Source organism: Blautia pseudococcoides, from assembly GCF_001689125.2.
Lineage (GTDB): Bacteria > Bacillota > Clostridia > Lachnospirales > Lachnospiraceae > Blautia > Blautia pseudococcoides.
The window spans coordinates 1,070,614-1,092,668 of the sequence record NZ_CP015405.2 but is presented as its reverse complement, the minus strand read 5'-3'; the positions used below and the strand labels follow the sequence as shown (position 1 = coordinate 1,092,668).

General features: G+C 48.9%; 22 protein-coding genes and 1 other RNA gene. 3 read left to right on the top strand and 20 right to left on the bottom strand.

Translation table 11 applies throughout. The features are described 5' to 3' along the window. Positions 1–19 precede the first annotated feature (19 nt). The 15 genes from A4V09_RS05040 to A4V09_RS04965 form a co-directional block, all read right to left on the bottom strand. Entirely contained in the window at positions 20–430 is a 411-nt protein-coding gene (locus A4V09_RS05040) for an acyl-CoA thioesterase (protein ID WP_065541378.1), read from the bottom strand. A gap of 14 nt (positions 431–444) precedes the next feature. After that, the gene (locus tag A4V09_RS05035) at positions 445–915 is read right to left on the bottom strand and encodes a hypothetical protein (RefSeq protein ID WP_065541377.1); all 471 of its coding nucleotides are present in this window, start codon (positions 913–915) and stop codon (positions 445–447) included. Between the two features lie 38 nt (positions 916–953). Further along, positions 954–2,276, bottom strand: coding sequence for an aspartate kinase (locus tag A4V09_RS05030; RefSeq protein ID WP_065544642.1), 1,323 nt, complete (start codon positions 2,274–2,276; stop codon positions 954–956). 295 nt (positions 2,277–2,571) lie between these two features. After that, a complete protein-coding gene (locus tag A4V09_RS05020) occupies positions 2,572–3,741 on the bottom strand; it encodes an aminotransferase class I/II-fold pyridoxal phosphate-dependent enzyme (RefSeq protein ID WP_065541375.1) in 1,170 nt (389 codons plus the stop codon). Further along, positions 3,738–4,232, bottom strand: a complete 495-nt coding sequence (locus A4V09_RS05015; protein ID WP_065544641.1) for an Lrp/AsnC family transcriptional regulator — start codon at positions 4,230–4,232, stop codon at positions 3,738–3,740. Before A4V09_RS05015 ends, A4V09_RS05020 begins: the two co-directional genes overlap by 4 nt. 160 nt (positions 4,233–4,392) lie before the next feature. Then, complete coding sequence (locus A4V09_RS05010) at positions 4,393–5,466, bottom strand: sulfate/molybdate ABC transporter ATP-binding protein (protein WP_065541374.1); 1,074 nt, start codon at positions 5,464–5,466, stop codon at positions 4,393–4,395. Then, positions 5,463–6,149: a molybdate ABC transporter permease subunit gene (gene modB, locus A4V09_RS05005; RefSeq protein WP_065541373.1), complete on the bottom strand. Its 687-nt coding sequence runs from the start codon at positions 6,147–6,149 to the stop codon at positions 5,463–5,465. The genes A4V09_RS05010 and modB overlap by 4 nt, the downstream gene beginning before the upstream one ends. A gap of 71 nt (positions 6,150–6,220) precedes the next feature. Continuing rightward, the gene (gene modA / locus A4V09_RS05000; RefSeq protein WP_065541372.1) at positions 6,221–7,135 is read right to left on the bottom strand and encodes a molybdate ABC transporter substrate-binding protein; all 915 of its coding nucleotides are present in this window, start codon (positions 7,133–7,135) and stop codon (positions 6,221–6,223) included. A gap of 130 nt (positions 7,136–7,265) precedes the next feature. Then, positions 7,266–8,207: an XdhC family protein gene (locus A4V09_RS04995; RefSeq protein WP_065541371.1), complete on the bottom strand. Its 942-nt coding sequence runs from the start codon at positions 8,205–8,207 to the stop codon at positions 7,266–7,268. A 3-nt stretch (positions 8,208–8,210) separates the two neighbouring features. Further along, on the bottom strand, positions 8,211–9,245 hold the full coding sequence (locus tag A4V09_RS04990) for a molybdopterin-binding protein (RefSeq protein ID WP_065541370.1): 1,035 nt from the start codon (positions 9,243–9,245) through the stop codon (positions 8,211–8,213). 169 nt (positions 9,246–9,414) lie between these two features. After that, on the bottom strand, positions 9,415–9,579 hold the full coding sequence (locus tag A4V09_RS04985) for an EamA family transporter (RefSeq protein WP_242963962.1): 165 nt from the start codon (positions 9,577–9,579) through the stop codon (positions 9,415–9,417). Between the two features lie 19 nt (positions 9,580–9,598). Then, positions 9,599–10,933 carry an MATE family efflux transporter gene (locus tag A4V09_RS04980; protein WP_065544640.1) on the bottom strand — a complete coding sequence of 445 codons (1,335 nt, stop codon included), beginning with the start codon at positions 10,931–10,933 and terminating at the stop codon, positions 9,599–9,601. A 131-nt stretch (positions 10,934–11,064) separates the two neighbouring features. Next, positions 11,065–11,493, bottom strand: a complete 429-nt coding sequence (locus tag A4V09_RS04975; RefSeq protein WP_065541369.1) for a hypothetical protein — start codon at positions 11,491–11,493, stop codon at positions 11,065–11,067. A gap of 16 nt (positions 11,494–11,509) precedes the next feature. Further along, positions 11,510–12,064 carry a TetR/AcrR family transcriptional regulator gene (locus A4V09_RS04970; RefSeq protein WP_065541368.1) on the bottom strand — a complete coding sequence of 185 codons (555 nt, stop codon included), beginning with the start codon at positions 12,062–12,064 and terminating at the stop codon, positions 11,510–11,512. A 244-nt stretch (positions 12,065–12,308) separates the two neighbouring features. Beyond that, positions 12,309–13,700, bottom strand: a complete 1,392-nt coding sequence (locus A4V09_RS04965) for an MATE family efflux transporter (protein WP_369858123.1) — start codon at positions 13,698–13,700, stop codon at positions 12,309–12,311. Positions 13,701–14,052: 352 nt separating this feature from the next. On the opposite strand from A4V09_RS04965, the gene A4V09_RS04960 reads away from it, so the two are divergent. Beyond that, positions 14,053–14,985, top strand: a complete 933-nt coding sequence (locus A4V09_RS04960; RefSeq protein WP_065541367.1) for a ketopantoate reductase family protein — start codon at positions 14,053–14,055, stop codon at positions 14,983–14,985. A gap of 151 nt (positions 14,986–15,136) precedes the next feature. Here the strand turns inward: A4V09_RS04960 and A4V09_RS04955 are convergent, their stop codons facing one another. The 3 genes from A4V09_RS04955 to A4V09_RS04945 all read right to left on the bottom strand — a co-directional run bounded on the left by A4V09_RS04955 (position 15,137) and on the right by A4V09_RS04945 (position 16,981). Then, complete coding sequence (locus A4V09_RS04955; RefSeq protein WP_065541366.1) at positions 15,137–15,574, bottom strand: aspartate carbamoyltransferase regulatory subunit; 438 nt, start codon at positions 15,572–15,574, stop codon at positions 15,137–15,139. After that, positions 15,568–16,491, bottom strand: coding sequence for an aspartate carbamoyltransferase (gene pyrB, locus A4V09_RS04950; protein ID WP_065541365.1), 924 nt, complete (start codon positions 16,489–16,491; stop codon positions 15,568–15,570). Before pyrB ends, A4V09_RS04955 begins: the two co-directional genes overlap by 7 nt. Before the next feature lie 100 nt (positions 16,492–16,591). Continuing rightward, the gene (locus A4V09_RS04945; protein ID WP_065541364.1) at positions 16,592–16,981 is read right to left on the bottom strand and encodes a putative ABC transporter permease; all 390 of its coding nucleotides are present in this window, start codon (positions 16,979–16,981) and stop codon (positions 16,592–16,594) included. 215 nt (positions 16,982–17,196) lie between these two features. Between A4V09_RS04945 and pheA the strand changes: the two genes are divergently transcribed. Together pheA and A4V09_RS04935 are read left to right on the top strand one after the other, a co-directional pair. Further along, positions 17,197–18,327, top strand: coding sequence for a prephenate dehydratase (pheA, locus tag A4V09_RS04940; protein ID WP_065541363.1), 1,131 nt, complete (start codon positions 17,197–17,199; stop codon positions 18,325–18,327). A gap of 20 nt (positions 18,328–18,347) precedes the next feature. Then, entirely contained in the window at positions 18,348–19,646 is a 1,299-nt protein-coding gene (locus A4V09_RS04935; RefSeq protein WP_065541362.1) for an ATP-binding protein, read from the top strand. 121 nt (positions 19,647–19,767) lie between these two features. Here A4V09_RS04935 and rnpB read toward each other — a convergent pair. Beyond that, positions 19,768–20,118: RNase P RNA component class A (rnpB, locus tag A4V09_RS04930), an RNA gene on the bottom strand. A 235-nt stretch (positions 20,119–20,353) separates the two neighbouring features. Next, positions 20,354–22,021 carry a nucleoside kinase gene (locus tag A4V09_RS04925; RefSeq protein WP_065541361.1) on the bottom strand — a complete coding sequence of 556 codons (1,668 nt, stop codon included), beginning with the start codon at positions 22,019–22,021 and terminating at the stop codon, positions 20,354–20,356. Positions 22,022–22,055: the final 34 nt, after the last annotated feature.

Below are 22,055 nucleotides of genomic sequence, written 5' to 3'. Positions count from 1 at the left end.
CGGAAATATATATTATTTTTTATTCTTTATATTCTTCCAGCATCCTGTGATACCCGGGGCTGCTCCGCTTCAGGGAAAGGATTCTGCCGTCCCTGTCCAGAAAACAGTGTTTTGTGGTGCCCACGGCCCGGACTTCTCCGGTATCCGCATTGCTGACCGTGTATTCCAGCTCCAGCCTGATGCCGTTGTACTTTGTCAGTACAATGGCGATCTCCACTGTCTCCCCAAAATAAGTCATAGTCTTGTACTGGCAGGATACAGATAGCACAGGGCTTATGATCCCCTCTGCCTCCATCCTGTCATATCCCATTCCCAGTTTCTCAAGGAAATCTGTCCTGGCTTCTTCAAACCAGCGGATATAATTGGAATGATGCACAATGCCCATCTGGTCCGTCTCATAATACTGGGTCTTATGTCTGTAAATTTCCATACTCTTCACGCTGTCTACTGGTTCTCAGCTTCTATATTCTGCTTGTTGCGGTAAGCACCGTACAGATACAGTCCGTGGATGACTACCCATAAAATGAAAGAGAGACTAAAGGAACTTCTCAGCATGACAATATTGATGATATTGGATGCCAGGATACATACGAGAAGAATAACACCCATGATAAACGGCAGCTTTTCTTTCCCTTTGATGCCGTTGAACATCATGGCGGCCAGACCTGCTCCCAGCATGGCGGCACCCAGCACAACGGTCACCACAACGGAGATTGTCATCTCCTGCATGGATACTGTAATATTATTGGTCTTCTGTATTTCATCCAGCACTTTCTGTCCCTGTGAAAACAGGACATACATGGATAACAAGCCGTTTGAAAGGTTCAGAGCGCCCATGATCAGCTCCACCAGGCCAACCCATTTCAGAGTTCCGTTTTTCCTGCCCATATTTTCCATATTCATATATTTGTTCAATTTGTTTCCTCCTGCTGTCTGCTGCCTAATCGCATTTCTTAAAGCTGTGTTGTCACGAAAATGTCATAGATCGCTTTCACAGCCCCTTCAAAATCTTCGTTCTTCACGCCGATGATCACATTCAGCTCACTGGACCCCTGGTCGATCATTTTAACATTGATGTTGGCATGTGCCAGTGCTGCAAAGATTCTGGCTGCAGTTCCTCTGTTGGAGCGCATGCCCCGGCCTACCACTGCGATCAGCGCCAGATCGGATTCCAGCTCCATATAATCCGGGTTCACCATACGGTGAATGCCTGCGATCACCTGCTGTTCTTTCTCCGCGAACTCATCCTGATGGATAAATACCGTCATGGTGTCAATACCGGAGGGCACATGCTCAAAGGAAATTCCCTGCTCTTCCAGTACCTGCAGCACTTTTCTGCCGAAACCAATCTCAGAATTCATCAGGGATTTTTCAATAAACAGAGAACAGAACCCTTTTTTGCCCGCAATACCGGTGATGGTGTACGCCGGCTTCTTGCAGGTATCCTCCACGATCATGGTTCCCGCGTCATCCGGAGCGTTGGTGTTGCGGATATTGATGGGGATTCCCGCTTTTCTTACCGGGAAGATAGCCTCCTCATGAAGCACGGTGGCCCCCATATAGGACAGCTCCCGCAGTTCCCGGTATGTGATGGTGTCAATGACTTCCGGATTCTTGATGATTCTGGGGTCTGTCACCAAAAATCCTGACACGTCTGTCCAGTTCTCATATAAGTCCACATCCAGAGCACCGGAGACAATGGACCCTGTAATGTCGGAACCGCCCCTTGAGAATGTCTTGACTGTGCCGTCCTCCATGGCGCCGTAAAAGCCAGGCACTACCACATACTCCATATTTTTCAGGTATTCCCTGGTCAGGCGGCCTGTCATCTCCGCATCAAACTGTCCCTCTCCGTCAAAACGGATAATACGGGCAGCATCCACAAATTCAAAGCCCAGATAATCTGCCATAACCTTACTGTTTAAGAATTCCCCGCGGGAAGCTGCGTACTCCTCCCCGATCTGGTTTTTAAAATTCTCCTCGATCACCTTAAAATCCTCTTCCAGAGAGATAGAGAGTTCAAGACCGTCAATAATTTCCTGATAACGGCTCTTGATCTCTGAAAGAAGCGCACCAAACTCTGCTCCGCCTTCTTTGGCTGCCCGGTAACACTGGTATAATAAATCGGTGACTTTCGTGTCTGCTGAAAAACGCTTTCCCGGTGCAGAGGGCACCACATATCTTCTGCTCTCATCGGCTTTGATAATACTGCCTACCTTCCGGAACTGTTCTGCGCTGGCAAGGGAGCTGCCGCCGAATTTTACTACTTTTCTCATTGCTTTCATATCCTCCTCATATCTTTCCATCCGCATTCTGATTTTCTATATTGGCACAGAATGACTCACAGCGCTGCCGCTGCTTTATCCCATTTCTGCGGGTAATACTGTCTTTTTGATCAGCAAAGCTATGTCCGCCGACGGGATTTTTGCCACTGTCCACTCCGTTCGCGGCCCGGCTGTCCGGGGTGTTTCCTGCGCTGTGCTGCGCAGACCTGCGGAACAGTAACATTCTTTTCTAAGTTAAAGTATAAAACTTATAATATAATCTGAACTGCCAATTGTCCAGTATTTTCTACTTTTTTTGACGTATTTTTTTCATAAACGCCTGGATCCGGGCCAGAGCGGCCTTCAGTTCTTCAATGGAATAGGCATACGATATCCTGATAAAGCCCTCGCCGCAGTTCCCGAAAGCGCTGCCCGGCACCACGGCAACCTTCTCCTCTTTCAGAAGCTCTGTGGCAAATTCCTCAGAGCTCATACCGGATTCCGTAATATCCGGGAATATGTAAAAAGCACCTCTTGGTTCAAAACAGGGAATTTCCAGCCTCTCCATCTCGTGGAGCAGAAAACGCCTTCTCTGGTCATAGGCCAGACGCATTTCCATCACGTCGGAATTGCCGTTTTTCAGCGCGCTTATGGCAGCATACTGGCTTGTGGTGGGGGATGACATGATGGCAAACTGGTGGAGCTTCACCATCTGTTCCATGATCTGCGCGGGAGCCAGCGCATAACCCAGACGCCATCCTGTCATGGCATAGGATTTTGAAAAACCATTGATCACCACACACCGCTTTTGCATTCCCGGAAGGGAAGCAATACTCACATGCTGGGAATTATAAGTCAGCTCACTGTAAATCTCATCGGAGATCACCAGAAGGTCATACTTTTCTATGATGTCAAGAAGTGCCTCCAGATCTTCTTTTTCCATGATGGCACCGGTTGGATTGTTTGGATATGATAAAAGCAGCACCTTTGTCTTAGGTGTGACGGCAGCCTCCAGCTCCTCCGGCTTCAGGCGGAACGCATTCTCAGCTTTCAGGGGAATGGTCACCGGCACGCCCCCTGCCAACTGCACACAGGGCACATAGGAGACAAATGCCGGTTCCGGGATGATCACCTCATCCCCCGGTTCCAGAACTGTCCGAAATGCAATGTCAATGGCCTCACTTCCGCCCACTGTGACCATGACCTCTGATTCCGGGTCATAGAAAAGCCGCAGCCTGTCCTCTATGTACCTGCTGATCTCCTGTCTGAGGGGCATGAGGCCTGCATTGGACGTATAAAAAGTTCTTCCGGCTTTCAGGGAACGGATTCCCTCCTCACGGATATGCCAGGGTGTATCAAAATCCGGCTCTCCCACACCCAGGGAGATGGCATCCGGCATTTCGCTGACAATATCGAAAAACTTCCGGATCCCGGATGGCTTGATCTCTTTTACTTTCTCTGTGACAAATTCTCTCATAAAGTGATCACCATTCTTCCGTCCTGCTTTTTCCTTGCAAGGTTGACTCCCTGCTCCTTATATTTGGTGAGGGTGAAATAAGTGGCCGTGCTCTGCACCTCCTCTATGGACGCCAGATTCCCGGAGACAAAAAGAGAGATATCCTTGATACTCTTCCCTCTCAGAAGCACCAGAAAATCATAGGCCCCTGACATGAGATACAGTGTCTCCACCTGGGGATACTGATAAATCTGCTCTGCTATCTTGTTGTATCCGTCGCCTCCCTGTGGTGTCACCTTCAGCTCGATAAGGGCTGTCACAGAGTCGTCATTCTCCTTATCCCAGTTGATCAGGGTGTGGTATCCGCAGATGATCCCCTCTTTTTCCAATTTGGAAATCATATCTGCCACACTTTTCTCATCGGTTCCTGTCATGACTGCGATCTCTGCGGCGGAAAGCCTGCTGTTCTTTTCCAGAATATTTAAAACCTGTTTTCTCAAATCCTGTTCCATATAATCCTCTCCTGTCCTGTCAGGCGGTCTTTTATCCGCCCGGTTCTGTGCGTCCAAATATAAAGAAACCTGCCCGGACATTCTGCCGTGCAGGTTTGTTTGGATTCGGCATAAATGTTTTTATTAGTTTACGCCGTAATCGGTCTGTTGTCAAATATCTTTAAAGTTCCCCTCCTGTTTTGTCCGTGAGAAGAAGCACATCCTCAGGGGAAACGTGGAGAAATTCCGGCAGGTTTCCATGCATTTTTGCCCAGTTCTCTTTTGCCATCTTCCACCAGATCTGTTCGCTTCTCTCCTTCCCTGTCATTCCCTTTTTTCGTATGACCACATTCATCTCAAAAGGGGATTCCACGGTCTCTACCAATTCAGCGGGAAACGTATTTTCCCGGCTGCCGTCATCGGAAGGGGTAAAATAATGTGCGCGGATTCCCACGGAGCAGACTGCGTCCGGCACCTTTTTCCCTGCGCTTAACACGATCCCCCAGTCCAAAGCCTCCACATGGGTGTCATCCAGCTTTCTGGCCCTGGAGAAATTTTTGCAGCCTGTGAGACGGGCAGCAGCCACACAGCCCGGATACCGAAAGATTTCTTTTGTGGGTCCCATGCTGATTTTTTCTCCCTCATCCATGATCAGCAGATTTCCGCACAGGCGGTACACCTCATCCCTGTTGTGTGTGACAAGGATCATATCCTTTTTGCAGCCTTTCAGAAAATCAAGCATCTGTACTTGAAGCTGTTCTTTTAAATAGTAATCGAGAGCGGAGAACGGTTCATCCAAAAGCAGGGCCTCCGGTCCATTTGCCATCATCCTGGCCAGGGCAGTCCTCTGCTTCTGTCCACCGGAAAGCTGGTGCGGGTACTGCTCCTCCAGTCCCTCTAACTGGAAATTATGTATCTGCTCCTCTGCCAGCTTCTCCTTCTCTTTTCCCCTGACCGCACAGCTTATGTTCTGCCGGACCGTCATATTGGGAAACAGGGCATAATCCTGGAAGAGATATCCCACTTTCCTGTCTCTTGGCTTTAAGTTTATTTTCTTCTCCGAGTCAAAAAGTGTCCTGCCGTTTAACAGGATCCTTCCCTCATCAGGTGTCACAATACCTGCTATACTTTTCAGAGTCATACTCTTTCCGCAGCCGGAGGCTCCCAGGATGCCCAGAAGTCCCTCCCCTGTTTCAAACCGGACCTGCAGGGAAAATCCCTTCCATCTTTTTTTAATATCCACCTGCAGACTCATGCCTTCTTCCCCCGTTTTCCGTATGTTCTCTCTTTTGCCGTAAAATAATCCATGAGGACTACCACCAGGAAGGAGACCAGCAGAATGATCATGACATATTTATATGCAGTATCCATATCCCCTGCTGCCACTGCGGAATAGACCGCCAAAGGCAGGGTCCGCGTCTTGCCTGCAATATTGCCCGCGATCATGGCGGTTGCCCCGAACTCCCCAAGTCCTCTGGCAAATGCAAGAATGCCGCCCCCTGCAATACCCGGCAGCGCGGCGGGAAACATAACCTTCCAGAAAATCCGCCACTCGGAAAAACCCAGGGTTCTGGCTGCAAATATTAGGTTTTCATCCACCTGCTCCAGAGCGCCCCTTGCGGAACGATACATGAGCGGAAAGGAGATCACCACTGCCGCCAGCACGGTTGCCCCCCAGGAAAACGCGATCTTAACTCCGAAATATTCCACAAAAAAAGCACCGATGGGGCGCCGGATCCCAAATAAATATAGGAGGAAGAATCCGGCCACAGTCGGCGGGAGGACCAAAGGCAGGGTAAAAATACCATCCAGCACCATCTTGAGCTTCTCGTTTTTAAGCCCTGCCACCAGCTTGGCTGCCGCCAAACCGATGAAGAAAACGATCACGATAGTTAGTGCCGCGGTCTTAACTGATATCCATATCGGTGAGTAATCCATATCTGCCTATCCCCCTGTAGATAAATGACACAGCCGGTTTATGGGGACCGGCCTTGCCTTTTTGCCGTTTATTATTTCACTGGTGTGAATCCATATTCTTCAAATACTGCCGAGGCCTCGTCCGAAGCCAGGAAATCCAGGAAGAGCTGTGCCGCATCCTTCTTGGTGGAGCCTGTCACAATACCTGCCGGATAAATTACCTTCTGTGCAAGGCTTCCCTCAGGCGCTTCCGCAATTACAGCCAAAGTATCCTTTTTGGTCGCCGCATCCGTAGCATACACAATACCTGCATCTGCGCTTCCCTCAGCTACCCAGTTGAGCACCTCCGTCACATTGGTCCCCAGGCTGGCTTTTGCTGATACCTGGTCCCAGAGTCCAAGGGTTGTGAGCGCTTCTTTGGCGTACTGCCCTGCGGGCACGCTCTCCGGGTCTCCCACTGCGACAGTCTCAGCGTTTGCCACATCCTCAAATCTTATGTAAGCGTCCTTCTTATCTGAAGGAACCACAAGAACGATCTTGTTTTCCAGCAGATTCCGGATAGAATCTCCATCAATCAAATTCTCGTCTTTCAGGGCTGTCATCTGTTTTTCCGCTGCGGAGAAGAATAAGTCCGCGTCAATTCCGGATTCAATCTGTGTCTGCAGCTTTCCTGAACTGTCATAAGTACCTTCCACAGTAATATTCGGATGCTGCTCCTGGAACATGGGGATCAGATCATCCTTCATGGAGTATTCCAGGCTGGCGGCGGCTGCCATTAAAATAGTAACCGGCTCCTCACTGTCCCCTTTGTCCGCGTTATCTGTCTTCTCATCTGCCGCACCCGCATCGCCTTTTGCCTCTGTCTTATCCTCTGCCTCAGAGGCATTATCCTCTGCCTTCTGCTCCGTGTCTTTTGCCGCTTCCTGGCTGCTGTCACTGCCGCATCCTGCAGTCATCATGGCTGCCGCCAAAAAAATGCCCAAAAGGCCTGCTGTTCTTTTTTTCATAGTGTGATCCTCCCTGACTTTTGTCAATATCTGTGTTATCTCCGGCTCAAACAAAGCGTGCCTCTGTTTTTGTATCCGTCAAATTTCCTGTGCACATCCCGCCCGGCGGACGCAGAACAGCAGGCAATTGTCAGAGCTTTTCAAACAACACTTTTACCTTTCCGCCGCAGACCATACCAAGAGTGGCTGCTTTGGAATTAGAGAGGTCATACTCCCGGATGGAAAAACCGCCTGCATCGGAAAAGCTCTGCGCTTCCCGAACAGCAGCGAATTCTATGGGGCCGCCTCCGATGGTACCATATATGCTCCCATCCCTGCATACCACCATCCTGGTGCCCTCTCCCCGGGGGGAAGAGCCCGATTTTTCCACAACGGTTACCATAGTTACAGCATTTTCATCCCTGATTCCCCTGAGCACTTCCTCCTCCAGGGTCTTGCGGGGATATTTGTTCTTCTCCCGAATGATCTCCGCGCAGATGCTCACGCCAATCTCCGCCGGTGTCTGCGCACCGATGGAAAGCCCGATGGGGGCGTGGATCTTCCGGATCTCCTCCTCGGGAAAACCGTCCTGCCGCAGCTTTTCAAAGGACATGGCAACCTTTCCCCTGCTGCCGATCATGCCCACATAATCGCTCTTCAGTTTCAGGACAGCACTTAGGCAGTTATAGTCATCTTTGTGCCCTCTGGTCACAATAATGTAATAGGCATGTTCTCCAAAGTTCCGCATATCCAGACCTTCCGGGAAATCCATGCACAGGATCTCATCCGCATCGGGAAACCGCTCCCGGTTGGCGAATTCCGCTCTTTGGTCGATCACCGTCACATGGAAATCCAGCATTTTCAGAAATCTTACAAGAGCCAGGGACACATGTCCCCCGCCGCAGATAACGGCCCGGCTTCTCCCGTAAAGTGTTTCCCTGTATACATGTTCCTCCGGAGGCAGCATACGCTCCTCCCCGGACAGGATTTTTTTCCTTCCGGCCTGTCCGCCCGAGAGCGTAGTCTCTATGGTGATCTCATCCCTCCGGGCAAACAGCTCTGCAATCTGCAGATACATTTTCCTGTCAGCCATATATTATCTTCCTTTTCCAAAACCGCAGTTGGGGAAGGTACAGACATCGCAGTTCAGACAGAGTCCGCCTTCGCCAAGAGCTGCCAGTTCTTCTTTTTTAATGGGGTCATCCGCCATGATTCTGGGCAGGACCAGATCAAATACGGTTCTCTTTGCATACATGACACATCCCGGAAGTCCCACGATGGGAATATTCTTCCCGTCTTTCTTATAGTAGGCCACCAAAAGCATAGCTCCAGGCAGCACCGGGGCCCCGTAAGAAATAATCTCAGCGCCTGTGTCCTTGATCGCCCCGGGCGTACGGTCATCCGGGTCCACACTCATTCCCCCTGTACAGACAACCATATCCGCGCCCTGGGCAATAAAGGTAAGTATCTCCTCTGTGATCTTCTCTTTGTCGTCACCGGGATACACCTGTCCCATCACTTTTGTGGGGAACTCCCCAAGCTTTTCCTCTATGACCGGACCGAATGTGTCCTGAATCAGTCCTTTGGAGAGTTCGCTGCCTGTAGTCACAATACCCACCTTCTTCTCCCTGTAGGGCAGAATCCGAAAAATCGGGGCCCCTTTGACAGCTTCTTTTGCCTGGTTCATCTTCTCTTCTTCGATCACCAGAGGAATGATCCGCATTCCGGCCAGCTTGTCGCCTTTTTTTACCGGAAAATCCCCATGGCGGGAGGCGATCATCATGTCCCCCAGAGAATTGACAGCAAGCAGTTTCTTCCTGTCTATTTTAAACAGCCCGTCTATCTGGGCTTTCAACTCTATTTTTCCTTCTTTTATCTCGGACTGGGACATATGATCATTCCTGCACATATCGCGCAGAATCAAAGCCCCCTCATTTTCATGAAGGATCCCCTCTGTCTTTTCCCAGACATACAGGTGCTCCTTGCCCACAGATAAGAGGACCGGAATATCCTCCTCCTTTACCACATGCCCTTTGCGGAATACAGGTCCTTTCTTTTCTCCCTTTATGATCTGTGTAATATCATGGCAGAGAATATGTCCTGCCGCTTTTGTTGTTTCTATCTCTCTCATTTCTGCTTATCCCCGTTTTCTCCAATATTGTAAAACCGTTCTCCGGAATTGTCCGAAAAACGGTCCTTCTTTATGACAATAGAAATTTCGTGGAACCTGCCTTCTATTGTTTTGTTTTTATTATTATACACGTTTCTTCTGATCAAAAAAGTTGTTTTGGCAACATTTTCTAATTATTTTTCCCTGCTGCCTTTCCTTTGTCCGACAAAACCAGTCCCATAAGCATCAGCACAGTGCCCAGGACCGAAACTGCCGATATCTTCTCATGTAGTATCAGCACAGAAGCTGCAATGGTCACCACAGGGACCAGATACAGATATACACTTGTCTTCACGCCAGATTCCAGGTGAGCGCTATGCTTCCTTCTCCAATTTCTTCATTCTCCACAGATAGGTGATCACAAGAGGCGCTGCAGCCGCCGCCCAGGCCAAAGGGTCTGCCCAGCAGATCCCCTCAAAGGAGCCAAAATGGCGGGCCGTAAAAGCTGCCGCTGTCCTGGCCGCCAGTTCAGCTGCTCCTGCCATCATGGGCACAAAACCAAATCCCATTCCCTGAAGAATGTTTCTGTATATAAAAATGGTACCCAGGATCAGCATAAACGGCGCAATGATGGAAAAATACATCTCGCAGTATTTAAGCACATCTGTCTGCCCGCTGTCAATAAACATACGCACCATATATTTGCCCCAGAAATGCAAAACCACTGTTATCACCAGTGCATACACAGCAGACATCCCTGTGGAAACCCTGGCCCCTTTTCTGATCCGGTCAAACCTTCCGGCACCGATATTCTGTGAGGAGTAGGTTGCCATGGTAACACCAATGGAGATCATGGCCTGATTGATCAGCTGCATCACCTTAGTGGACGCAGTGAATCCGGCCACTGCCCTTGCTCCGAAACCATTGAGCGCGCTCTGCAGGATCATGATGCCAAGAGCTGTGATAGAGAACTGAAGTCCCATGGGAATTCCCACCTTGATCTGAAAACGGACGGAGTTTTTCTCCAGGACCCTGTGCTCCTTTTTCATGTGCAGAAGCGGCACCTTCTTCACTATGTACACAAGACACAGAATACCGGAAACTCCCTGTGAGATCACAGTAGCCACTGCCGCGCCTTTTGTTCCCATCCGCAGCACCAGAATAAAGAACAAATCCAGGAAGATATTCAGCACTGCCGCCAGGATCAGAAAATACAGGGGTATCTTACTGTTTCCAAGAGCCCTCAGAAAACTGGCCAGCAGATTATAGAGCACCTGGGTCCAAATCCCCAAAAACACAACAAACAGATACTGGTAAGCATCCTGATATATTTCTTCCGGTGTATTCATCAGATGCAGCAGCCCTTTCAGCCCTGTCACACTGATGATCGTCAGGATCACCGTGACCACAACCGCCAGTACAGAGGAGGAGTACACGGATCTCTTCATCCCATCCAGATTCCCCGCCCCAAACGTTCTGGACGTCAGAACCGTGAATCCCGTTGTCAGTCCATTCAAAAATCCCAGGATCAAAAATACAATACTGCCCGACATCCCCACTGCCGCCAGCGCATTGACCCCAACCGTACGCCCTACAATAATGGCATCCACCATATTATAGAGCTGCTGAAACACATTGCCGATGATCAGGGGAACCGTAAAAGCCAGAATCAGCCGAAACGGACTTCCCTTCGTCATATCTTTTTCCATAGCTGCCATAGTCTCCTTTTCATATAAGATGTATAGTTCCGGCTGTCGGACAGGAAACGGACGGATGTTTCAACCCGCCTCCTGCATCCTGACAGGGTACGGCAAACGCATGAAACACGCCTTTTTCTGTCCTATGCGCTTTGAATACTCTTTCTCATAACTCCCGCAAAATTTACCAGAAACAGTCCGCCCGCAGTCAAAAGTGAAGCCCCAAGCCCTGTATAGAACACAGCAATAAACACCTCCGGACACCATCCGGAAACACGAAGCCCAATCCCGAAGGTCATCATAAACGCCATAATACAAAAGGCCTTCTTGTCAAAAAACTTCAGAAAAAACTGTCTCTCCTCCTCATACCCCACAATCCTCACGGTATGCTTACGCACCATCTTCCCAAACACAAAAATCTGGAACACCAGATAAACCCCAGCTGACAGCAGAACATGCAGCAATCCAAAGTAAGCCTCATATGCCTCCACACCAATACGCAGAATATTTCCTCCGGCCACAGCCCAGACAAGCGCTGCCATAAGCAGCAGATAATTCTTTCTCACTTTCATTTCAAATCCTCTCTTTCTAACCATAAACCACACGCAGGATCAGTTCTCTTAAAAACACGGACCTGTCCGTCCCCCTCATCAAATCCTCCACCATGAAGTCCACCACAAACCCTACAAAATCTTCCGCCAAAAATCCTTCATCCCAAACTTCCCTCCTCACGGCCTCATCCCCCAAAAGTACCGTCAGAAGCTCTCTTCTCATATGCCCCAGATACTCCTCCATCACCTGGTGTCCCTTCTCCTTATCCCCCACAACAAAGGCGTGCTCCGCCAAAAATCCCTGACTTCCCCCTCCAAATCTCCCAATCCGCTTCCCGATGCACTCCACGACCTCCAAAAAGCTCTCCCCCTCTATCTTACTCAAAGGCACAAAAAAAAGCTCCTTCCACAATTCCACCACCACTGCGATCATTAAATCATTCTTTGTAGGAAAATAATTATAAAGGGAACCCACCGCGATCCCACATGCCCCGGCAATCCCCCTCATACTGATCCGCTCTCCCTTTCCCTCCTTCACCATCTCCCCCGCAGCCCTCAAAATCTCCTCCCTGGACGTCACTACTGTATTCACGCTAAAACCTCCCGCTTTCCTTCCGCCAAACTTTCTGCCAGTGCTCTTTTATTTTTTTAAACTGAATATCGTTCATTATACTCACTTCCATTCTGCATGTCAATTTTATTTCTTCTTAAATATCCCCTGTGTATCCAGGGGAAGCTTAGACCTGCTTAGGCAAAAACAGACCCCCGGTCAGGGCGAAAATTCGGTTCCCTGACCGGGGGTCTGTTTTTTCTGATTCTGTGTGCCGAACCTTTCCTTACCGCGGTCCGTGAGCTGCTGCCTCCCGCTTCCGCATTTGAGCGATCACCTTTTTAAACTGCACCCCAAACAACACAGCCGTAGTTGTCACTGCCAGCATATCCGCCGCCGGTTCCGCCAAAAACACCGCCATGGTCTTATCCTCAAAGAATACAGGGAGTATATAGATAAGAGGGATCAACAGTATCACCTTCCGAAGCAGGGCCAGAAAAATCGACTCCTTCGCTTTCCCCAGCGCAATAAAGGTCTGCTGACAGGCAATCTGGATTCCAAAAATACAGGACACCGCCATATAAATCTTCATGGCCCATTTGGTAGTCCGCATAAGCTCCTCATTACTTGTGAAAATAGCCGCGAACACACCCGGCGCAAACATGGCCACAGCCCAGATAGCCACCGAATAGACCACGCAGGACCGCAGCAGCAGAAAAAAGGCCCGTTTCACACGGTCCGGGTTCCCTGCCCCGAAATTATAACTCACAATGGGCTGGGACCCCTGCGTCAGCCCCTGAAGCGGCAGCATAGAGAACTGCATCACACTGGACAAAATAGTCATGGCGCCTACAGCCATATCCCCGCCATATTTCAGCAGAGAAGAGTTGAAACAGATATTCAGAATACTCTCTGTGGACTGCATAATAAACGGCGACAACCCAAGTGCCATACAGGGAAAAAACACTTTTGGCTTTATCCGCATATTTTTCTTCCGAAGCCTGAGGGTGGTCTTCTTTCCGCATAAAAACCGGATGACCCACACAGCAGACACGCCCTGTGATATAATGGTTGCCAGAGCAGCGCCCTGCACACCCATATGCAGCCCGAAAATGAAAATAGGGTCCAGTACAATATTACACACAGCCCCGATGACCACACTGAGCATACTTACGGTCGCAAACCCCTGAGCCGTAATAAACGCATTCATCCCCAGGGCAGCCTGCACAAACAAAGTCCCCACTGCATAGATCTGCATATACGCCGTTGCGTACTCAATGGTATTCTCACTTGCCCCGAACAAAAGCAGCAGGTCCTTGGAAAATATAAGAAAAAACCCAGTCAGAAGAATACCTGCTATGAGAAGTCCCATGGCGCAGTTACCCATGATCTCCTCCGCCTCATCCTTCTTTCCTTTTCCCATCATAATAGAAGAACGGGGGGCGCCTCCCATACTCACCAGTGCCGCGAATGCCGAAATCAGCATGATCAGCGGAAACGTAACACCCACTCCGGTCAATGCCTGTGCCCCGTATCCGGGAATATGGCCGATATACATACGGTCAACCATGTTGTAGAGCACATTTACCACCTGCGCTGTAATTGCGGGAACCGACAGCCTGAATAACAGCCGGCCTATGGGTTCTCTGCCTAAATCTGTCTCTTTCTTTTGTTTCATTTCAATGCCTTCCTTACTTTTTATATATTTGTTGTACCTGTTCTGTACCTTCACAGTCACGGGCAGAATCCATGCAGTACCGCCTTTGGTGACGGGTTTTTGCTTGGCTGCTGATGCTTTCCCAAGGGGACCTATGTTAAGCGGTTTATTGCCAACCGTATTATATATTAACACATCTGTAACTCTTTTTCCATATCCATAATTTTCACCTTAAAAGATTCTCCTCTTTTGTTACTGTTCACACGCCACTGTCCCGCGAGGCAGCCAGCGTATCCCTATTTTGTTGCCTCTTGCAGAACCGGACATTTAAGGATAAAATAAACAGTAACGATCATATTTAGGAGGAGAGTATATGAAAGAGATCAAGACAGTTGCCCTGATCGGGCTTGGAGCCATAGGAAGTTTTCTGGCATCCCATTTAAAATATGCGCTGGAATACAGTAACCTGCGGATCATTGCAGGCGGAGAACGCAGGAAACGTCTGGAGAAAAACGGCATTCTTGTAAACGGGGAGCCTTTGTTTTTTCATGTCGTTTCCCCTGAAGAAGAGATGGAGCCTGCTGACCTGGTAATCCTGATCACAAAAATGGGAGGACTGAAGCAGGCTGTACAGGATGTAAAAAACCAGGTGGGGCCTGACACCATTTTAATGTGCCCCTTAAACGGCGTGGAGAGTGAAGAACTGGTGGCTGAAACTTACGGATGGGAACATCTGCTCTATTCCATCGCAAGGGTCAGTGTGGTGATGAAGGGGAATGAGGTCAGCTTTCAGCAGGAAACAGCACGTTTTGAAATGGGAGAAAAAGAGAATACCGTGATCTCCCCACAGGTGCAGGCAGTAAAAGATCTGTTTGACCGGGCAGGCATAAAATGTATTGTGCCAAAAGATATGGTGTTTGATATGTGGCATAAGTTTATGTGTAATGTGAGTGAAAATCAGAGTGCCGCCATTCTGGGTATCCCGTTCGGGGCATGGGTGGTCAGCGAACATGCCAATGCCATTCGGGAAGCAGCGATGCGGGAAGTTGTGGCCATTGCCAATAAAAAGGGGATTGGCCTGTCTGAGGAGGATATCGTGGCCCAGAGGCAGGTGTTTCCTAAAATACCATATGGGAATAAACCGTCTACTCTGCAGGATATTGAGGCCGGGAGGAAGACGGAGGTTGATATCTTTGCGGGGGCTGTGATCCGGATGGGGAAGGAAGTGGGAGTGGAGACGCCTTTAAATGAGTTTTTTTATCATGCGATACGGGTGTTGGAGGAGAAGAATGAGGGGATTGTATAGATAAGCGGACAGAGGAGCCGCGGCGGATGGGGCCTGGTTATTTATAGCACCACATATGAAGAGAAAAAAAGAAAAAAACCTGTCCAAGACCTATTCTTATTATGAGGGCCGGAGTCAGGTTTTTTCTTTAAAATGATTTATACGAAAAAAATTATTTATTGCGGTCGCCGCGGTATTTTTCTTCGCAGTATTTGCAGCGGTAGATTTCTTTTTCGGGGTCAGCCAGGATGAAGACTTGGTCTAATTCCTGTTCGATGGAGGTGATGCAGCGGGGGTTGCGGCATTGGATCACGTTGGTGATCTGTTTGGGGAGCTGGAGTTCTTTTTTCTGAACGATCTCTCCGTCTTTTATGATGTTGACGGTAATGGTATGGTCTATGAAGCCCAGGATGTCAAGGTCTAAGGTGTCGATGGGGCATTCTACTTTGATGATGTCTTTTCTGCCCATTTTCTGACTTCTGGCATTTTTGATGAGAGCAACACAGCAGTCCAGTTTGTCCAGCTTCAGGTCTTTGTAAATAGTCATGCATTTTCCGGCTTTGATGTGGTCAAGTACCACACCTTCGTTTAAACGGCCAACATTTAACATAAGTCCACCTCCTCGAATAATGTGAGAATCAGTGCCATCCTGACATAGACGCCGTACTGCGCCTGTTTGAAATAGGCAGCTCTGGGGTCGCTGTCCACCTCTGTGGAGATTTCGTTTACCCTTGGAAGGGGATGCAGCACCAGCATGTCCGGTCCGGCCTGATCCATTTTGGCTTTGTCCAGGATGTAGAAATCTTTCATACGGACGTAATCTTCCTCGTTGAAGAAACGCTCCTTCTGTACTCTTGTCATGTAGAGAAGGTCAAGATCCGGGAGGACTTCCTCCAGACGCTCTACTTCTTCAAATTCATGGCCGCTGGCTTTTAATACATCCTCTTTGATGTAGTCGGGAACCCGAAGCTCTTCCGGGGAGATGAGCACAAATTTGACACCTGTGTAGCGGACCAGGGCTTCAATCAAGGAGTGAACGGTACGGCCGAATTTCAGGTCTCCGCACAGACCGATGGTGATGTTATCAAGGCGTCCTTTTAAAGAACGGATGGTGAGCAGATCGGTTAAAGTCTGTGTTGGATGCTGGTGGCCGCCGTCTCCGGCATTGATGACTGGGATTTCAGATGCCATGGATGCCACAAGCGGCGCACCCTCTTTTGGATGACGCATGGCACAGATATCTGCGTAGCAGGAAACCACGCGGATGGTATCGGCAACGCTCTCACCTTTTGCTGCGGAACTGGAATCAGCACTGGAAAATCCCAGAACCTTGCCGCCCAGACGAAGCATAGCGGATTCAAAGCTCAAACGTGTTCTTGTACTTGGTTCATAAAACAAAGTCGCCATAATCTTGCCGTCGCAGGCATGAGCGTACTTTTCCGGATTCTTTTCAATATCATTGGCCAGATTTAAGACTTTATCCAGCTCTTCCACGGAAAAATCCAGCGGACTCATCAAGTGTCTCATAGATTACCTCCTGTGTATATAATTATCATGTTACAGTCACACAGGCGCGTTCTTCCTGCGTGATTACCATGTACTATCATATACCAGTTCAGGGGTAATTTCAAGAATTATCGGACAGTATCTTCTCAAAAAAAAGCCCCGTCACAAACCATACCGGAGCGTAGTCCAGCCGGATCAGTCCTTTGTAATTAAGCTTGGCCTTGCTGTAATCCCAGGGACACATATGAAAATGCTTCAGAAGCGCGCCGCTTGTAAGTTCCGCCGCAAAAATTCCCGTCATATAAATACTTCCCCGAAGGAAGGTAGAACATCCTTTCAGGCTTTTTGAAACCGGCCTGATACAGGCAGCCATCCCGTAAATAGGAAACATCCAGATTGAGGACTGTCCGATCAGCCGGAAATCCTTTTTCTGAATGGCATGGACTCCGGTCCACAAAATCTCCATACACCAGCCGGCAGTGCCGCAGAGCAGAAAGGTATGATTTTTCATGCTTTTATCTCCTGTTTTTTTCTTATTATTATGGATTCTAAAAGCTGAAATTATGTAACCGTTCAGATAACTGAATTATTATGGAATCATACAAAAAGCTTGCGTACTGTAAAGTGCCGGTGTATGATAAATAAAAGAAAGTCCGTCTGCCGTACTTTCTTTTCTCTTGAAACAACAGGGCGGATTTAATTCAGAAATGGAGAGGTTACAAAAGTATGTTGGATTTACAAAAAATGCGTAATGACATCGACGTGATTGACACCCAGATCGTAAAGCTCTTTGAGGAGCGGATGAAAATCTGCGAGGATGTGGCGCAGTTTAAGATTGAGACAGGAAAACCCGTCTTTGATAAAAGCAGGGAACAGGAAAAACTGGAGTCCCTTGGCTGCAAGGCCCATAATGATTTTAACCGCTGCGGCGTGCAGGAACTGTTTGAACAGATCATGTCCATCAGCCGCAAACGCCAGTACCAGCTTCTTCAGGAAAACGGTATGGAGGAAAAAACCGGCTTTGTCAAAATAGAGGATCTGAAAAAGGAACATGCCACGGTTGTCTTCCAGGGCGTGGAAGGCGCTTACAGTTTTGCTGCCATGCACACTTTCTTTGGTGAGAAGATCAAGAGCTTTCATGTGGATACCTGGAAGGATGCCATGAAAGCGATCAAAACAGGAAGGGCTGAATTTGCCGTACTTCCCATTGAGAATTCCACTGCGGGAATTGTCCAGGATATCTATGATCTGCTCACAGAGTATGACCATGTGATCGTGGGGGAGCAGATCATTCCCTGTGAGCATGTACTCATGGGACTTCCCTGCTCCTCCCTCTCAGATATCCGCACGGTCTATTCCCATCCGCAGGCTCTTATGCAGTGCAGCGAGTATCTGGAAGAGCACAGAGACTGGCAGCAGATGGAGTGGAGCAATACTGCAGCTGCCGCAAAAAAGGTGGCGGATGAAAAGGACCCTGCCCAGGCTGCCATTGGGAGCCGCCACGCGGCAAAACATTTTGGCCTCACTGTCCTTGAAGAAGGCATTTACTCCAATGTGAATAATTCCACACGTTTTATTATTGTGACCAGGGAGAAGATCTACTGCCGGGATGCCCGTAAGATCAGTGTCAGCTATGAACTTCCCCATGAGAGCGGAAGCCTGTACAACAGCCTCTCCCATTTTATTTACAATGGCCTCAATATGACCAAGATCGAATCACGCCCCATTATGGAGCGCAACTGGGAGTATCGCTTTTTTGTGGATTTCGAGGGGAATTTAAGTGACAGTGCTGTTAAAAATGCCCTGCGGGGCCTGAGATCCGAAGCCCAAAATCTTCGCGTACACGGAAACTACTAAAAACAAAAGAAGGAAGAACCATGAAAAACATCAAGGAATGTATCATATACCGAAACTTTGACCACGGCGAAACACTGGAAAATATGTTCTCCATATTTTCCGCCTCTGAGAAAGAGGTGGGGGCATTAAAAGAACGAAAGGAGCTGTTCTTTCAGAGCGTCAACCAGCTTGTGGAGATGGCCGGCTCCTTTGGGTTTGCCGGAAACCTCTGGCACAACTACCTGACCTTTCTGCTGGTCAACCACGAAAATGCCTTCAGTACAGCCTGTGAGATCGTAGGCCCTGTGAAAGGCAGCATCAATGACTTTGCCAGACATGATTTTACTATTTTTAAAGAGCTGTTCGACTTTGACCTGACTTCCCTTGACCATGCCTTTGGCACTTCCTGCTGTTCCCTGATCTGCGATTACACCAATGTGGACGAAAACAGCAAGCTGTTCAACAAGCGGATCCGCGACCGCATCTGCACCCTCAGCAGACGCCTGGGCCAGGCAGCGGACGTGGAAGAGTTCATGGATGACATGGTGGAATTCTACAAGGATTTCGGCGTTGGAAAGCTGGGCCTGCATAAAGCATTCCGTCTGGAGCACCTGCAGACAGAAGCCAATGTCCGTATTGTCCCCATTACCAAAATAGCTCATGTCCAGTTAGATGACCTGGTGGGATATGAAATCGCAAAGAAAAAGCTCATAGACAACACAGAGGCTTTTATAGAAGGAAAACGTGCCAACAACTGCCTTCTCTTCGGCGACGCAGGCACCGGAAAATCCTCCAGCATCAAAGCTATCCTGAATCAATACTACGGACAGGGTCTCCGCATTATCGAAGTCTACAAGCACCAGTTCCGGGACTTAAACGATGTGATCGCCCAGATCAAAAACCGCAACTACAAATTCATCATATACATGGATGACCTGTCTTTTGAGGACTTTGAGATTGAATACAAATACCTGAAGGCTGTAATTGAAGGAGGGCTGGAGAAAAAGCCGGATAATATCCTGATCTACGCCACCTCCAACCGCCGCCATCTGGTACGCGAGCGCTTCAGCGACAAAGAGGACAGAAACGATGATCTGCACACCAACGACACGGTCCAGGAAAAGCTCTCCCTGGTTTCCCGGTTTGGAGTGACCATCTATTTCGGTTCCCCGGACAAAAAAGAATTTCAGGAGATCGTCACTTCCCTGGCTGCCAGAAACGGCATCACCATGGACCGTGATGAGCTTCTTTTGAAGGCCAACGCCTGGGAACTCCAGCACGGCGGCTTCTCCGGCCGGACCGCCCAGCAGTTCATAGACTATCTCCTGGGCCAGCAGTAGGGACCCAACAGCCATAAACAAAAACATAAAACGCCTGGTATGCATATCCAAAAGGAACTCTTCCGAGTCCGGATTCCGATACGCATACCAGGCGTTTTACAACCGCAGTTGCGGTTTTCATATATCAAGCAGAACTATAAGCCGGGTTATGTCGTGAATAATCATCTATCTAGTTCTGCTGTCACCAGCAGATTCAAGCGACCCACCTAAAAGCGTGACGGGCAGCCACATTGCTTTTCATTCGGTCTTGCTTCGGATGGGGTTTACATATGCCCTCCCTGTTACCAGAGAGGCGGTAGTCTCTTACACTGCCCTTCCACCCTTACCAGTGGAACACTGGCGGTACATTTCTGTTGCACTATCCTTGGAGTCACCTCCACCGGACGTTATCCGGCATCCTGCCCTGCGAAGCCCGGACTTTCCTCACCTGGCCCCTTTCGGTCCTGCCAGCCGCGATTATCCATTCTACTTGACACAAACGTCATTTTAACACAGCACTCCGGATTTGTAAACAACAAAAACGAAGACTATGGGTCTTATACGTGACTATTCACGGCTGCTATCCCGCGAGGTGTTTTTATGCGCTTGCGCATGAAAATCCCGAGGCAGCCAGCACGATATGGGGCAGAACGCTCCATATCTGTGCATCGCGAAGCGTGTTACTGTTTACAGAACTGCATTTTTTGCAGGGCTGTAAATAGTAACTCTTATACGTCAAAACAGCCTCCTCCGATAAATTCCCTGAGAATGGAGTTATGCGGCACAGCGTCCGCCGGCATTCCCACAAAATAATCCAGGAATTTCAGGATCCTCTTCGCCTCATTGTACTCCGGTTCTTCTGGCGTAATTCCAAAGAGCAGAGGCTCTGCATACATTTTCAGCACAGCCAGCTCATAGATCAGTGCCGAGTTAAACATCACATCCGCAGACTCCTGATACGGGAAGATATACTGCTCCTCCCCCCTTCTCACGGAATTCCACATGGCAATGGTATGCTTTGCCGACGTTCCTCTGGTCCTGGCGTCCCTGACGATCCTTCGGATAAGCCTGCCGTCTGTAGTTGGTATCCTGTTGTGCTCGTCAATATTGATCTGCGTCAGCGCGCTCACATAGATCTTAAACTTACTCTCTTTTGGCAGTGTCTCGCTGAGTTTGTCATTCAGCCCATGGATTCCCTCTATGACCAGGATATCATCCGCGCCAAGCTGCAGATAATCCCCTTTGTATTCCCTCTGTCCGATCTTAAAATTAAAAGACGGCAGTTCCACCCGCTCTCCGCCAAGAAGGGCATTCATATCCTCATTAAACTGCTTGATGTCAATGGCCTCCAGACATTCAAAGTTGTAATTGCCGTGTTCATCCAGAGGTGTCTGGTCCCTGTTCAGGAAATAATTGTCCACAGCAATCGGATGGGGGTGCAGACCGTGGGCCGACAGCTGGATAGACAACCTGTGGGAAAATGTGGTCTTTCCCGATGAGGAGGGTCCGGCTATCATGATAAATTTCTTATCCCCTGCCATAACGATCTGGTCTGCTATTTTGGATATTTTCCCCTCCTGCAGTGCCTCGGCTATGAGGATCAGTTCATTGGCCCCCTGCTGTGTTACCTGGCCGTTCAAGTCTCCTACCGTGTCAGTCTGCATCATCTCACCCCAGCGCCCGGATTCTTTCTGTACCTGGAAGATTTTCGGCTGCGGACGGAAAGGCGGCACCGTCTCCGGGTCTTTCTGCTCCGGAAGCTGGAGTACAAATCCTTCGTCATAAGGATATAGATCAAAATATTTGAGATAGCCTGTGTGATTTACCATAAAACCATAAAAATAGTCCTCAAAGTCTCCCAGTCTGTATATGTTGACCCTGGATACCCTGCGGTACCGGAACAGCTTCTCTTTGTCATACATGCCGTGATTATGGAAAATCTCAATAGCCTCATCCGTACTCACACTCCGCTTCAGAATGGGTATCTTTTCCCCCACAAGCTGCAGCATATATGCTTTGACTTCAGCCAGGAATTTCTCATCCACCTTTACATTTCCGTCAATGGTGAAATAATACCCTGAGCTGACAGAATAATGAAGAACTGCCTTCTTTATATTCTCATGGCCGGCCACATGATAGACCGCCTTCAGAACCAGCAGCGACGCACTTCTCTTGTAGGTCTTATGCCCGATCTCATCCGCTGTGGTGATAAACTCCAGTGTGCCCGGTTTTTTCAGTTTCTTGTGAAGCTCGCAGAGCTTGCCGTTTTTCATTACCAGTACAATGGGATATCGGGTTGTCCCCTCATATTCCTCCACGATCTTTGCGTATGGAGTACCATAGGGATATTCTCTTGTCTTGCCCAAAATCTTCACCACTATATTTCTATCGCTCATAGATACCTCCTGTTCTCTTATATAAAAACGCACC